Genomic DNA, 14,527 nt, shown 5'->3' with positions numbered 1-14,527 from the left:
GCCCGCGCCGGGCCGCCCGGCGAAGGGCCCCCCGACGGGTGGGGGGACCCTTCCGCGCGACCGCGTCAGCCGTTGGCGGCGACGTCCTCCACCAGGTGCACGAGGGTACGCACCGGCACCCCCGTGCCGCCCTTGGTCCAGTAGCCGGTCGCCTCACCCGAGTGGTAGCTGGGGCCGGCGATGTCGATGTGCGCCCAGGCCACGTCGTCGGCGACGAACTCCCGCAGGAACACCCCGCCCTGCAGCATGTGCCCCGCCCGGTCCATCCCGGCGTTGACCTGGGAGATGTCGGCGACGTCGGAGTCCATGCCCTTGCGCACCTCGTCGGGCAGCGGCATCGGCCAGGCCGGCTCACCCACCGCGTCGCCGGCCGCCCGGACCCGCTCGCACAGCTCCGGCGTGCCCATCACGCCGGAGATCCGCTTGCCCAGCGAGATCACCTGACCGCCGGTGAGGGTCGAGGTCTCGAAGAGGTAGTCGGCGCCGTCCTCGCAGGCCCGCGCGATCGCGTCGCCCAGGATCATCCGGCCCTCGGCGTCGGTGTTGAGCACCTCCACCTTCTTGCCGTTGTACATGGTGATCACGTCGCCCGGCCGGTAGCTGGTGCCCGACGGCATGTTCTCGGCCATCGGCAGGTAGCCCGTCACCGTTACCGACGGCTTCAGCGCGGCGATCGCCAGCATGGTCGCGCCGACCGCCGCCGCGCCGCCCATGTCGGACTTCATCTCCCACATGCCCTGCGCCGGCTTGATCGAGATGCCGCCGGTGTCGAAGGTGATGCCCTTGCCGACCAGCGCCACCCGCTTGCCGCTGCCCCCGCCCTCGGGCGTGTAGGTGATCTTGACCAGGCGCGGCGGGGCCTCCGAGCCCTGCCCGACGGCCAGGATGCCGCCGTAGCCGCCCGCCGCCAGGGCCGCCTCGTCGAGCACCTCGACGGCGAGCCCGGCCGCGCGGGCCGCCTCGGCCACCGCGTCGGCGAACGCCGGCGGGCGCTGCAGGTTCGGGGCGGTGTTCACCCAGTCGCGGGTCAGCCGGACCGCGCCGGCCACCGCGTGCGCCCGCTCGATCTCGGCACGGGCGGTCGCGTCGCCGGCCTCCGGCACCGCGATCAGCACCTCGGCGACCGGATCCCGCCGGGCCGGCTGCGGGCGGGTCTTGTACCCGGCGAACCGGTAGCCGCCGAGCAGCGCGCCCTCGGCCACCGCGCGCAGCGCGTCGGCGGCGTCGGCGTCGTCGGGCAGCGGCAGGCTCAGCGCCACCCGGCGCGCCCCCGCCAGGGCCCGGACCGCCGAGCCGGCGGCCCGGCGCAGCGTCTCCGGCGCGGGGGCGGCCCCCGTCGGCTCGGGGCCGAGGCCGACCGCCGCGACCACCGGGGCGGTGACGGTGCCCAGCGTGGCCAGCTTGATCACCTCGCCCGGTGCCCCGGTCGCGCCGAGCAGCGCCAGCGTCTCGGTGAGCTTGCCGTCGAAGGCGGCGGCGATGCTCTCGGCGCCGCTGGCGAGCAGCAGCGCCCCGGCGGGGCCGCCGGCGGCGTCCTGCTCCCCGGTCTGGCTGTGCAGGCCGATCACGATCGCGTCGACGGCGAGCTCGGCGGGGTCTGTGTCGACCAGGCTGAGGGTGGTGCTGGGCGATGTCACTGAAGCTACTCCGGGCGGGCCGGGCCGGTCGCGTCGTCGCGTACCGGCGGTGAAGGTCTCCGGCGGCAACCTACCCGCCGGACGGTGGGCTGTCCCGCCGAACTCCGCCGACGGGGGTCCCGCCGATGCTAACCAGACGTTCAGCCACCGGTAAGTTGCCACCCATGACCGACGCGACCTCCGACGCCGCCGCGACCCGGCTGCGCCGTTCCCCGCTGCACGAGCGGCACACCGCCCTCGGCGCCAAGTTCGCCCCGTTCGGTGGCTGGGAGATGCCCCTGGAATACTCCGGCGGCGGGGTGCTCCGGGAGCACACGGCGGTCCGCACCGGGGTCGGCGTGTTCGACGTGTCGCACCTGGGCAAGGCGCGGGTCACCGGCCCCGGCGCGGCCGACTTCGTCAACGCCTGCCTCAGCAACGACCTGGGCCGGATCGGCCCCGGCCAGGCGCAATACACCCTGTGCTGCGACGACGCCACCGGCGGCGTGGTGGACGACATCATCGCCTACCTGCACGCCGACGACCACGTCTTCCTCGTCCCGAACGCCGCGAACACCGCCGAGGTGGTGCGCCGGCTGCGCGCCGCCGCGCCCGAGCACGTGACCGTCGTCGACGAGCACGCCGGACACGCCGTCCTGGCGGTGCAGGGCCCGCGCTCGGCCGAGCTGCTCGCCGCGCTGGGCCTGCCCACCGACCACGACTACATGAGCTTCCGCACCGCCACCCTCGCCGACGCCGAGCTGACCGTCTGCCGCACCGGCTACACCGGCGAGCTGGGCTACGAGCTGGTGGTGCCGGCCGGGCACGCCGTCGCCGTCTGGGACGCGCTGACCGCCGCCGGCGCGGCGTACGAGCTGCGGGCCTGCGGGCTGGCCGCGCGGGACACCCTGCGCACCGAGATGGGCTACCCGCTGCACGGGCAGGACCTGTCGCCGGAGATCACCCCCGTGCAGGCCCGCTCCGGCTGGGCCGTCGGCTGGGACAAGCCGGCGTTCTGGGGCCGCGACGCGCTGCGCGCCGAGAAGGCCGCCGGCCCCGCGCGTACGCTGCGCGGCCTGGTCGCCGTCGACCGGGCGATCCCGCGCCCCGGCATGAAGCTCTACGTCGGCGACACCTGCGTCGGCACGGTCACCAGCGGCACCTTCAGCCCGACGCGCAAGCAGGGCATCGCCCTGGCGCTGCTCGACACGTCCGTCGGCCTCGCCGACGGCGACCGGGTGGACGTCGACATCCGGGGCCGCCGCGCCGCCCTGACCGTCACCCGCCCCCCGTTCGTGACCCCCTCGGTGCGCTGAGCGTCAGGCGAGGGCCGGCCGGCGTCGGGTGACCGTCAGGCCGGGCGTTCCCCGGCATCGAGGACGGCCTGGGTCCAGCCGCCCTCGATGACGCCCGTCGCGCCGAGGACGGCCCAGTCGACGACGTCCGCCGCCTCGACCACCACCGGCGCGCCGATGCGCACCGTCGGGTCGGTGCTGGCGTCGCTGGCGCTCGCGCCGACGATCCGTTCCGGGGCGTCCCACGACGTCACGCCCGCCCACACGTACTCGGGACCCTCGTCGCCCGGCAGGCCGTACTTGACCACGAGCTGCGAGTCCGCCGGCAGCCGACCGGCCAGGAACCGGGCCCGCACGTCGTCCAGGCCGGCCCGGGCGGTGGCGATCGCCCGGCTCATGGCGTCGCCCGGGCGGGCGTAGCGCACGTCCGGCGCGATGCCGTCGAACAGCGTGGCGCAGGCGGCCGCGTAGTACCGCCCGTCCGGGCCCGGGTGCCCCGGCGGCGGGCGCAGGCTCAGGAACGAGTCGGCCTCCGGGTCGGTGGCCGGGTCCAGCTCCAGCCGCAGCAGCACCGGCGCGGTCGCCCCGTGCTGCTCCGGGTTGCCGTACGCGACCGCGATGTCGTGCCCGGTGACCGTGGCCAGCACCGGGAGCTGCACGAACGCCGGCACCTCGTCGCCGGCCAGCCCGTCGGTCCAGGCCCGCAGCAGGCGGCGGGCGGCCCCGGTGAGCACCGCGCCCCAGGCCCGGGTGAGGTGGTCGGGCACCCCCTGGGTCTGCAACTCCAGCAGCCCGAAGCGGCGCAGCCCCTTCGTGGTGAACCACAGCCCCTCCGCGTCGGAGGAGTAGGGCACCAGCACCCAGTCGACCAGCCGGATCCGCCCCTGGTCGTCCGGCAGCGACCGCAGCGCCGTGGCCGGGTCGAGGAACTGTAGGCCGAAGACGTCCACCACGTCCCCGCCCGCGCTCTCGGCGACGGCGGCGGCGACCGCCCGCGCCGCCCACTCGTGCGCGGGCGGCCAGCCCGGCCGGTACTCCGCCTGCACCACCACCAGGTGGGTGGCCGCGGCCAGCCGGTCGAGCTGCTCCTGGCTCGCCCCGAACGCGGTCAGCAGGTCCGGCGGCAGCGCCGGGAACTCGGCGACCGGCCGGGTGTCCACGCTCATCAGCGGGCTGTCCAGCATCTGCGTGGCCAGCCCGTACACCGGCTCGGCGAGCCGACCGGCCAGCGCCCGCACGGCCGTCTTCGTGCCGACCTTCGGCAGGCCCACCATCGGCACCAGGTAGGTGGCGGTGAGCGACTCGGGGACCGGGACGGGCAGGAAGTCGTCGGTGATGAGCATGTGGTCCCCTGTCTGCCCCGTGCCGGCCTGTCGCCCGAAACGCTACCCGCCCCGGCGCGTCCGGATCAGCGGGTCGCCGCCAGCCCCAGGTAGACCAGCGTGGTCACCACCTCGACCGTCGCGCCGAGCACGTCGCCGGTGATGCCGCCGAGGCGGCGTACCAGGTGGCGCAGCAGCAGCACCGCGACGGCGAGCGCGGCGAGCACGGCGACCGGCCCCTGCCACGGGCGGCCCGGCACGGCGGCGACCGCGACGAGCGCGACGGCGGCCGTGCCGACCCCCGCCGCGACCGGGCCGACGGTGCCCGCGACCAGCGCGCCCAGCCCGTCCGGCCGGGCCGCCGGCACGCCGCGCCGGCAGGCCAGCGTGACCCCGAGCCGCCCGGCCGCCGTCGCCGCCACCACGCCCGCGAGCGCCGCCGGCCACGACCGGGCCGCCAGCTCCGCGAGGGCCGCGGCCTGCACCAGGAGTACGACCACCAGCGCGGCCACCCCGAACGGCCCCACGTCCGGCTTCTTCATGATCTCCAGCGCGGCGGCGCCCCGCCGGTACGACCCCAGCGCGTCGACGGTGTCGGCGAGCCCGTCGAGGTGCAGGCCCCGGGTGAGCAGCGCGCCCGCCCCGAGGGTCACCGCCGCGGCGACCAGCGGCGCGGCGACGGCCCCGACGAGCAGCAGCACCCCGGCCAGCGCCGCCCCGAGCAGGGCGCCGACCGCCGGGGCGAGCGCCATCGCGGTGCCCGCCGTGGCACGGTCGACCCGGCCGGCGCGCACCGGCCAGACGGTGAACGTGGTCAGCGCCAGCCGCAGACCGTCGCCGGCCCGCCGTCCGCCGCCCGGGTGGGCGTCAGTCGGCACGCCGCCCGGCCGGATCCGGCTCCGACCCGGTCGGCTCGGCGGCCCCGGCCGGCGGGGTGGGCTCGGCCGGCGGGGCGTGCTCGGTGGGCGCGGCCGGCTCGGTGGGCGCGGTGGTGGCCGGGCCCGGGCCGGTCGGCTCCGGCTCGACGAACGCCGCCGCGTCCGGGTCCCCGGCGGTGTCGTCCGCGCTTGTCGCGTCGTCCGTGCCGGCGGCGGCGTCCGCGCCGGCCGCGTGCTGCTGGTCGGGACGGGCGGGCAGCGCGGCGGCCAGCGACAGCACCGAGCGCAGCAGCGGCAGCGCGGTCAGCGCGTTCGCCCCCTCGCCGAGGTCGAGCCGCAGGTCCAGCAGGGGATCGAGGCCCAGCACGTCGGCGGCGAGCCGGACCGCCGGGTGACCGCCGTGGTCGGCCAGCAGGCACCAGTGCCGGGCCTGCCCGGCCAGGTCCCGGCTGACCATGCCGGCGGCCAGGCCGACCGGGCCGTCTAGCAGCACCGGCAACCGGCGGGCGGTCGCGCCGAGCAGCACGCCGGTGGCCACCGCGATGTCCCCGCCGCCCAGCTCGGCCAGCACGTCCTTGGCGTCGCGGGGCGAGCGCCGGGTGCGGTGCAGCGCGTCCCGGACCGCCGCGCAGCGCCGCATCCACGCCGCGTCGTCGATCTCGCCGCCCGCCGTCACCACCCGGCCGAGCACCGCGGGCGGCTCCGCCCCGGCCGTCGCCGCGAGCACCGCCGCCGCGGCGGCGTCCGTGCCGGCTCCGCACGCCGCCAGCACCAGCAGCCGTACGCCCGCCTCGGCGGCCTCCTCGGCCAGCCGCCAGCCGTACCGCAGGGCCTGCTCCACCTGCTCGTGGTCCAGGGCCGGCAGGTCCTCGATGGCCTCGGAGGCCGGCGTCTCGACGACCTGGAGGCTCGCGCCGCTCTCGGCGGCCAGCCGGGCCAGCACGCCCTGCCCGGCGCGGGCCTGTGCCGCCCGCCGGGCCGACTCCCCGGGCGGGGAACCGGCGGCGGCCCCGCCGGCGTGGTCGCCGTGCAGCAGCAGCACCCGCACGCTGTCCCAGGACGCCGGCGTCGGGGTGCCCTGGGTGGCCGCGGCGAAGCCGACCACCCGCTCCAGCACGCCCAGCCCGGCCCCGGGCACGTCCAGGGTGGCGAGCCGCTCCAGGGCCTGCGGCCCGGCGTACTCGTCGGGCATCGGCAGTTCCATGCCGGGCTGGATGACCAGGCCCGTGGCGACCACCGGCAGCGCCATCGTCGGCGCGGCCCACGGCACGCCGGCCGGCTCCGGTGCCGTGGTCGGGGTCAACACCTCCGGCAGCGCCGCCGCACGGTCGTCGCGTGCACCGCCGGGCGTCGCCGTGGCCGGGACCGCCGCCTGCGCCGCCAACGGCGCAAGGGTGACCGCCCCGGCCCCCGTGCCCGAGGAGGCGGCGGGGGTCTTGAGCCAGCACGCCTGGCCGGCGACCACCAGGACCACCGCGTCGCACGAGTCGGCGACCGCCCGGTTGGCCGCGCCGAGGGCGTCGGTGAACGCCCGACCCAGCGGGGTCGTCGGCACCAGCGACAGCCCCACCTCGGGACTCACCACCACCAGCCGCGCCGGGCAGGCCCGCACCGCGTCGGCCAGCTCGGCGACGGTCGCCGTGTCGTCCGCCGGCTGGTGGGCCGGGTCGAGCAGCACGGTCACCCAGCCGCCGAGGTCGTCGACGAGCAGCGTCTCGTTCGGCCGCGCCGACGCGACGACGTCGGCCAGCCGGCGCGGATCGTCGGCGGTCTCCTCGGTGGTCCAACCGCCCGGCCGCCGGTCGCGATGGGCCTTCAGGCGGGCCGCCCACTCGGCGTCGGTCGGGTCGCCGGCAGCCGACGTCGCCACGTAGCGGACCGTGGGCGCGTCGGCGACCAGGGACTCCGCGAACTCGGACTTGCCGGAGCGGATCCCGCCGAGCACCAGGACCGTGTTCCACCCGTCAACGGACATGCCCCGTACCTTAAGGCCGCCGTGGCCCGCGCCGCCGGTCGGCCCGCGCCGGTGACCACGGTTCGGGCGGACGGGGCCGGGGCGGTCCCGGGTGGGCCCGCCGCCGCGCGACCCGGCCGACCGCAGCGGCCGGCGGCGGTGCCCGGTGGAGCGGCGGGCCGTCCGGCACGGGGCCGACTACGCTTGCGGGGGTTCGTCCCAGGAGGACTTCAGCGGCGAGGGGAGACGCGGCATGGCGTGGAGCTGGCGGTACGAGGGCGCGGACGGCGCGGCGGCCGAGGGGCCGACGGAGACGTTCGGGAGCCAGGCGGACGCCGAGTCCTGGATCGGCCAGACCTGGCGGGAGCTCGCGGCATCCGGCGTCACGACGGTCACGCTCGTCGAGGACGACCGGGTGGAATACCGGATGAGCCTCCAGCCCCCGGCCGAGTGATGACGGCGGGCCGCCCGGGCGGCGGCGAGCCGCTGGTGCTCGGGGTGCCCCGGGCGGCCTTCCGGCCCAGCCCGGTGTTCCTGGCGCTGGTCGCGCTCTTCGCGGCCAGCGGCGTCATGGCCTGGAACCGGTTCGGCAACGTCCGGGTCGACGTGTTCCTCTTCGTCGTCTCGGGCTGGCTCGTCTCGCTCTGCCTGCACGAGTACGCCCACGCGGTGGTCGCCTACCGGGCCGGGGACCGCGACATCGCCCACCGGGGCTACCTGACGCTCAACCCGTTCAAGTACACCCACCCGCTGCTGTCGATCGTGCTGCCCGTGGTGGTGGTGCTGCTCGGCGGCATCGGCCTGCCCGGCGGCGCGGTGTGGGTGGACCGGCACGCCATCCCGGGGCGGCTGCGACACACCCTGGTCAGCCTCGCCGGCCCGGCCACCAACGTGCTGTTCACCCTCGTGCTGGTGGCGGTGCTGCGGGTCGGCTTCGGCGGCGGCGGGTCGGTGGAGTTCTGGGCGGGCCTGGCGCTGCTGGCGTTCCTCCAGCTCACCGCCAGCGTGCTCAACCTGCTGCCGGTGCCCGGCCTCGACGGCGGCAACATGATCCAGCCGTGGCTGAACCCGCAGTGGCGGCGGATGTACGACCTGTTCGCCCCGTTCGGGTTCATCCTGCTGTTCGCGCTGCTGTGGAACCCGCGCCTCGGCGGCTGGTTCTTCGACGGCGTCTTCGCCGTGGCGGACCTGCTCGGCCTGCCCCCGTGGCTCTACGCCGTCGGCCTCGACCTGATCCGCTTCTGGCAGGGCTGACCCGCCCGCTCACGAAGGCGGCGGGCCCGGTCCCACCTTCCCGGCGGGCCCGGTCCGGCCGGCGCGCCGCGCCGACCGGACCGGGACGCCTCACGGCCGCTGGGCGGGGGACTGCGTCTTGCCCGGGTCCCGCTCGACGATCGGGTCGACGATGGCGTCGATCGCCTTGAGCAGGTCGGCGTCGAGCTTCACCCCGGCCGCCTTGACGTTGTCGTGCACCTGCTCGGGGCGGGACGCGCCGACGATCGCCGAGGAGACGTTCGGGTTCTGCAGCACCCAGGCGATGGCGAGCTGCGGCATGCTCAGCCCGGCCTGCTCGGCCAGCGGCTTGAGCTCCTGCACCCGGGTCAGCACCTCGTCGGTGAGGAACCGGGCGATGAAGTTCGCCCCCGACTTCTCGTCGGTGGCCCGGGAACCGGCCGGCGGCGGCTGCCCCGGAAGGTACTTGCCCGACAGCACGCCCTGCGCGATCGGCGACCAGACGATCTGCCCGAGGCCCAGCTCCTCGCTGGTCGGCACCACCTCGGCCTCGATGACCCGCCACAGCATCGAATACTGCGGCTGGTTGGACACCAGCGGGATGCGCAGCTCCCGGGCGAGCCGGTGACCCGCCCGGATCTCGTCCGCCGTCCACTCCGAGACGCCGATGTAGTGGGCCTTGCCGGAGTGCACGACGTCGGCGAACGCCTCCATCGTCTCCTCCAGCGGCGTGCTGTGGTCGTACCGGTGGGCCTGGTAGAGGTCCACGTAGTCGGTCTGCAGCCGGCGCAGCGAGCCGTTGATCGACTCCATGATGTGCTTGCGGGACAGGCCCCGGTCGTTGCGGCCCGGACCGGTCGGCCAGAAGACCTTCGTGAAGATCTCCAGCCCCTCGCGGCGCTCGCCCTTCAGCGCCCGGCCGAGCACCTCCTCGGCCTTCGTGCCGGCGTACACGTCGGCGGTGTCGAACGTGGTGATGCCCGTCTCCAGCGCGGCCCGGACGCAGGCGGTCGCCGCGTCCTCCTCGACCTGCGAACCGTGGGTGATCCAGTTGCCGTACGAGATCTCGCTGACCAGCAGGCCCGAGTGGCCCAGGTGTCGGAATTCCATGGTCCGACCCTAGCCCGCCCCCGTCATGGTCACCCGTCGGCGGGTTGCGCGGCGGCCCGGGTCAGACCAGCGGGCTGGCGTCGGCGAGCAGGTGGTCGATCTGCTCGACCACCCGGTCCCGGCTCGGGTGCACCGGGTCGATCAGCGGCTCGCCGCGCCGGTCCAGCGCACCCCAGCGGCCGAGGCCGTCGCCGACCAGGTACGCCACCGGGTGCACCACCAGCGCCGGGTGCGCAGGGGCCACCAGCACCCGGCCCGTGCGGTCCACCACCCCGCGCCGGCCGTTCAGCTCCACCACGGCCAGCCCCTCCTCGGTGAAGCCGTCGACGTAGCGGCCGTCGGCCAGGGCCGTGGTGAAGCCGTGGTAACGGGTGGGCACCACCACCGTGCCGGTGCGGTCCACCGCCCCCCAGCCGCCGCCCGCGCGGACCGTCGCCACCCCGCCCCGGAACGGCCGGACGTCGTCGAAGCCGGGCGGGATCACCACCATGTTGGACGGGTCGACGGCCATCCAGTTGCCGGTGCCGTCCATCGACACCCAGGCGAGGCCGTCGGAGAACGAACCGACCGACCGGTAGCCGTTGTTGGCCTGGATCAGGGTGCGGCCCGAGTCGTCGATCAGCGCCCACCGGGTGCCCTCCGGCCGGCGCACCCAGGCCACGCCCTCGCGGAACGGCTGCACCTCGGCGTAGTCGGTGCCGATCACCAGGTTGCCGTCGGCGTCGGCGTAGCCCCACCGGTCCAGGTCCTCGTCGTACGTCGGCACCGGCGGCCGGGGCGTGCGCAGGATCTCCGACCGCCCGCGCGGGTAGGGGCCGAAGCCGTCCCGCCCGGCCCGCTCGGCTACCGCGTCGAGTGCGATCCGGGTGCGGGCGAGCAGCTCCGGGTCGGCGGACCGGCGCAGGTCGAGCGCCCGCTCGAAGTGCTGGCACGCCTCGATCAGCCGGCCCTGGTCGTAGCAGCAGCGGCCGGCGTGCTCGTGCAGGGCCGCGCGCAGCCGGTCGGGCAGCTCCGTCGAGTTGGCCTCCGCGAAGAGCCGGTCGGCCTCGGCGAACTCGCCCCGCCAGCGCAGCACGTGGGCCAGCCGCGCCCGCGCCAGCGCGGTCCGCCGCAACTCGCCGGTGGCCTCGGCGTACGTCAGCGCGAGCCGGGCGTCGTCGACCGCGTCCCCCAGGTCGCCGAGCAGGCGCGACGCCACCGCCCGCAGGCTCAGCAGCCGGGCCCGGGACCGGTTGTCCAGGGCGACGTCGAGCTTGGCGGTCAGCCCCTCCCGCACGCTGCGCAGCAGCTCCGGGTCGTCGGTCTCCTCGCGCAGGGTCTCCGGGTGCAGGCGCCACCGCAGGGCCGCGAGCGTCTGCTCCGGGTCGGCCGGAGCGGCCCGCCGCTCCTGGCCGGCCCGTGGCTCCGCCCCGGCGGCGGGCCCGGCCGGCGACACGGGCCGTGCGGGCATGCCGGACACGGGATAGGCGGGCATGCCGGAGACCGGCCGCGCGGGTGGGCCGGACACCGGTGGGGCGGGCACGCCGGACACGGGGCGGGCGGGCGGTGCCGAGACGGGACGCGGCTGCTCCGGTGCGGGGTGGGCGGCGAGCGGCGCGGCCCCGGCCGGAGGTGCGGACACCGGCGACGCGGGCGCGGCGCTCACCGGGCGTGGGTCGGCGGCCCGGCCGGCCGGGCCACCGGTGGGCTGCGGGGCGGGCGGCGTCGCCGCGCCCGCATCGGCCGGAGCCGGAACCTGGACCGGAGCCGGAGCCGGAGCCGGTACCGGGGCCGGAGCTGGAGCCGGAACCTGGACCGGTGCCGACGCCGGTGTCGGTGCCGAAGCCGGCGTCGGATCCTGGGCCGGCGTCGGATCCTGGGCCTGGGTCGGGGTCGGATCCTGGGTCGGCGTGGTGGGCGAGACCTGGGCTGGGGCGGGGGCCGGGCCCGCAGCGGCGGCGGGCGTGGCCGGCTCGGGGGCCGGTGCCGCCGGTCTGTTCGGCCGGAACCACGCGTCGGAATGCTCCGGCGGGGGCGTCGCCGCGCGTGCCGGCTCAGGGGACGGTCGCTCGTCCGCTGCCCGGGGCCGGTCGGATCCACCGGGGGTGCCGTCGTCCGCCGCCCCGGCGTCCCGCGCCTCCCCGGCCCGCACGTCGACGGCCGAGGCGACCACGGTCCCGGCCGGGTCGACGGCGTCACCCCGGTCGACGTTCTCCTCCCGACCGGCGGGTTCCTCCTCCGGCGTGCTTTCCTCCGGCGCGGTGGCCTCGGTCGCGTCGGCGGGCACGGTGGGTGGGCGGGGGACATCCGGTCCTGCGGCGACAGCCGGGTCGCCGGGCACCTCCGGACCGGTCACGACGCTCGACCCGGCGGGCCCGGTGACGACTTCGGGCTCGGCCGCGCCTTCGGGTTTGGCCGTGGCTACAGGCTCGGCGGCGGCCCGGGGCTCGGGGGTGATCTCGGGCTCGGCGGCGAACTCGGCCTCGGTGCCGGCCTCGGGCCCGGTGGTGACCTCGGCCCCGATGGCGGCGGTCTCGGGTCCCGTGGCGGCCTCGGCCTTGGCTTCGGCGGTGGCGGTCGGGTCGACCGGCTCGGCATCCGGCGACTCGACCGGTGCCCGGGCGGCCGGCGGCCGGGGTGCGGCGGCGGTAGACGGCGGCTCTGGCGTCGGGTTCGCCGACTCCGGGGCGGTGGACGGCACCGGCAGCACGGGCTGCTCCGGTCGCGGCCGGCTCGGCCGCTCGTCCAGCGGTGAAGAAGCGGCGACCGGAGCGGCCTCGGCCGACACGTCCGGGCGGGCCAGGTCGTCCCTGACTGCCGTGGGCTCGCCGGGCACGGGCCGGGGCTCGGCCGGCCCGGGGGCGGGCAGGAACTCCAGCCGCAGCCGGGCGGCGGGCGGCGCGGATACGGGCTCGGCGGGCGGCGGGGGGACGGGCTCGGCGGGCGGCATGGAGACGGGTGGTGGCGCGGCGACGGGCTCGGCGGGCGGCGCGGAGACCGGCGCCGACGGCGCGGGGGACGTGGGCGCGGTGCGCGGCGGCACGGGTGGCGCGGAGACCGGTGCCGCCGACGCGGCCGGCGTGAGCTCGGTCGGCGGCGCGGAGACCGGCCTGGTCGTCGGCGGTGTGGAGACCGGCCGGGCCGGCGGCCCGCTGACGGGCACGCCGCTGACGGGTGCGCCGCTCGCCGGTACGCCGGTGGAGGGCGATCCGCCGACGGGCGCGGCGGGGGTGGTGGGCCGCGCGAACCGTGGGGCGTCGGCGGCCGGCTCGACCGGGCGGCGCGGCTCGCTCGGCGGGCGGGTCGGCTCGACCGGTGCGTGGTGCGGGTGCGGCTGGGCCGGGAAACGCGCCGGCCCGGCCGCCGGACGCGGGGGCTCCACCGGCGGGCGCAGCGGTTCGGCCGGCGGGCGCAGCGACTCCGCCGGGGGCCGCAGCGGTTCGGCCGGCGGGCGCAGCGACTCCGCCGGGGGCCGCAGCGGCTCCACCGGTGGGCGGCGCGGTTCGCTCGGCGGGCGGGTCGGCTCGACGGGCCGGTGCGACGGGGGGACGAACCGGGGGCCGGGAGCGGTGCTGTCCTGCCGGGGTGGCGACCCGGCCCGATCGACCGGCGGGCGGGGTCCGTACCGATCGGTGACCGGCCGTTCGTCGCCGCGGCCCTCGGTCGGCCGCTCGGCACGGTGCGGGTCGGCGGGGGTCGGGTTCCGGCCCAGGTCCGGACGGAGCGGACCGGGCGGCGGCCAGGGCAGGCCGCCGTCGCGCGGCGGTGCCGGCCGGACGCCGGGCTCGCGGTACTCCTCCGCGCGCGCGGCGGCCACGTCCCGCCCGTCCCGGTACGGTCGGCCGTCCCGGTACGGTGCCGGTCCGCCCCGGTCGGCGGGGTGACGCGGCTCGTCGGCGGCGGGGCGTCCGGGAGCGTCGGCGGGCCGGCCGTGCTGACGGTCCAGCCGGTCCGCGCCCTGACCGGTGCCGGTCGCCGGCGACGCCTGCCACCCGTCCGGGCCAGGGCCGGGACGGCCGTCGCGGTCCAGCGTGGGCCGGCGGCGTTCCGGCCAGCCGGGGCCGGCCGGCCCCGGCCGGTCGCCGTAGGGCCGGTTCGGGTGTTCGTCCGGCTCGGGCACCCACCCTGCCTCGCGGCGGGGCGCCGGAGAGACCGGGCTCGCCTCGGCGGGCCCCGGCCGGCGGCCGTGGTCGGTCGGGCGAGGCTGGTCGTACCGGCCGACGGCCGCATCGCGGTCCGGCGTCCAGCCGGCGGCACGCCGGTCGTGCCGGCCGGGCTGGTCGTGGGCGGGGTGCCGGGGCGGGTACGCCTCGTCCGGTCCGCGCTCGTCCCAGCCGCGCCGGGCCGGTCCCCACTCCTCCGGTGCGGGCCGGCGGTACGGGGCGTGCTCGTCGGCGGCGTGCCGCCGGTGCGGGGTGGCCTCGCCGGGGGCGGGGCCGGCGGCGGGTCGACGGTGCGGTGCGTGTTCGTCGGGCGCGGCTCGCCGGTGCGGGGCGGCCTCGCCGGGAGCCGGACGCCGGTACAGGGCGTGGTCGTCGGCGGCGGGGCGCGGGCGGTAGGGGTCGTGCTCGTCGGGGGCGGGTCGGCGGTAGCGGTCGCGCTCGTCCGGGGCGGCACGGCGCCCGTCGCCGACCGGCCGGTGGAAGCCGTCCTGCTCGGCGGGCCGACGGTACGGGTCGTGCTCGGTGACCGGCGGGCGGTGGCCGTCCTGCCCCGTGACCGGCCGACGGTACGGGTCGTGGTCGGCGACGGGCCGGCGGTGGCCGTCCTGCCCCGTGACCGGCCGGCGGTACGGGTCCTGGTCGGCGGGCGGCCGGCGGTACCGGTCGTGGTCGTCCGACCCGGGGCGGCGGTACGGGTCGTGGTCGTCGGGGGCGGGGCTGACCGGCTGCACCTCGGCCCGGCCGACGACGGCGGCGCGACCCCGGGGCGGGGGAGGCTGGTGCCGCAGGCCGATGTCGCCCGGGTAACGCTGCCCCGGGAACTGCGGCTGCCACTCGGTGGTCGGTTCGAACACCCAGGACGGTTCGGCCGGATCGCGCCAGCGGTCGATGAAGTCGCCGCTCATCCGCAGGTCCCGTCGCCGCCCGCGTGGCGAGCCCCGGTGCCCGGCTCGCGTCGCTCGCTCACGGCGATGTCA

Annotated in this window: 9 protein-coding genes; 3 read left to right on the top strand and 6 right to left on the bottom strand. The window is 77.9% G+C overall.

Annotated elements, in window-relative coordinates:
* Positions 1–65: 65 nt before the first annotated feature.
* Entirely contained in the window at positions 66–1,637 is a 1,572-nt protein-coding gene (locus LPU61_RS13880) for a leucyl aminopeptidase (RefSeq protein WP_043967128.1), read from the bottom strand.
* 164 nt (positions 1,638–1,801) lie between these two features.
* Between LPU61_RS13880 and gcvT the strand changes: the two genes are divergently transcribed.
* Positions 1,802–2,932, top strand: coding sequence for a glycine cleavage system aminomethyltransferase GcvT (gene gcvT / locus LPU61_RS13875; RefSeq protein ID WP_229405103.1), 1,131 nt, complete (start codon positions 1,802–1,804; stop codon positions 2,930–2,932).
* 35 nt (positions 2,933–2,967) lie between these two features.
* Here gcvT and LPU61_RS13870 read toward each other — a convergent pair whose 3' ends face one another.
* The 3 genes from LPU61_RS13870 to LPU61_RS13860 all read right to left on the bottom strand — a co-directional run bounded on the left by LPU61_RS13870 (position 2,968) and on the right by LPU61_RS13860 (position 7,086).
* Positions 2,968–4,254 carry a DUF2314 domain-containing protein gene (locus LPU61_RS13870; RefSeq protein ID WP_229405102.1) on the bottom strand — a complete coding sequence of 429 codons (1,287 nt, stop codon included), beginning with the start codon at positions 4,252–4,254 and terminating at the stop codon, positions 2,968–2,970.
* 65 nt (positions 4,255–4,319) lie between these two features.
* Complete coding sequence (locus LPU61_RS13865) at positions 4,320–5,111, bottom strand: adenosylcobinamide-GDP ribazoletransferase (RefSeq protein WP_043967135.1); 792 nt, start codon at positions 5,109–5,111, stop codon at positions 4,320–4,322.
* The gene (locus tag LPU61_RS13860) at positions 5,101–7,086 is read right to left on the bottom strand and encodes a bifunctional adenosylcobinamide kinase/adenosylcobinamide-phosphate guanylyltransferase (protein WP_229405101.1); all 1,986 of its coding nucleotides are present in this window, start codon (positions 7,084–7,086) and stop codon (positions 5,101–5,103) included. The genes LPU61_RS13865 and LPU61_RS13860 overlap by 11 nt, the downstream gene beginning before the upstream one ends.
* A gap of 232 nt (positions 7,087–7,318) precedes the next feature.
* Between LPU61_RS13860 and LPU61_RS13855 the strand changes: the two genes are divergently transcribed.
* Positions 7,319–7,519, top strand: a complete 201-nt coding sequence (locus LPU61_RS13855; RefSeq protein ID WP_043969283.1) for a hypothetical protein — start codon at positions 7,319–7,321, stop codon at positions 7,517–7,519.
* A complete protein-coding gene (locus tag LPU61_RS13850; RefSeq protein WP_043967138.1) occupies positions 7,519–8,319 on the top strand; it encodes a site-2 protease family protein in 801 nt (266 codons plus the stop codon). The genes LPU61_RS13855 and LPU61_RS13850 overlap by 1 nt, the downstream gene beginning before the upstream one ends.
* Before the next feature lie 90 nt (positions 8,320–8,409).
* Here the strand turns inward: LPU61_RS13850 and LPU61_RS13845 are convergent, their stop codons facing one another.
* Positions 8,410–9,408, bottom strand: coding sequence for an aldo/keto reductase family protein (locus LPU61_RS13845; protein WP_043967140.1), 999 nt, complete (start codon positions 9,406–9,408; stop codon positions 8,410–8,412).
* 61 nt (positions 9,409–9,469) lie between these two features.
* Positions 9,470–14,455, bottom strand: coding sequence for a WG repeat-containing protein (locus LPU61_RS13840; protein ID WP_229405100.1), 4,986 nt, complete (start codon positions 14,453–14,455; stop codon positions 9,470–9,472).
* Between the last annotated feature and the right edge of the window lie 72 nt (positions 14,456–14,527).

The organism is Micromonospora sp. NBRC 110038 (assembly GCF_020884815.1).
Lineage (GTDB): Bacteria > Actinomycetota > Actinomycetes > Mycobacteriales > Micromonosporaceae > Micromonospora > Micromonospora haikouensis.
This window is presented reverse-complemented; position numbering and strand designations above follow the sequence as displayed.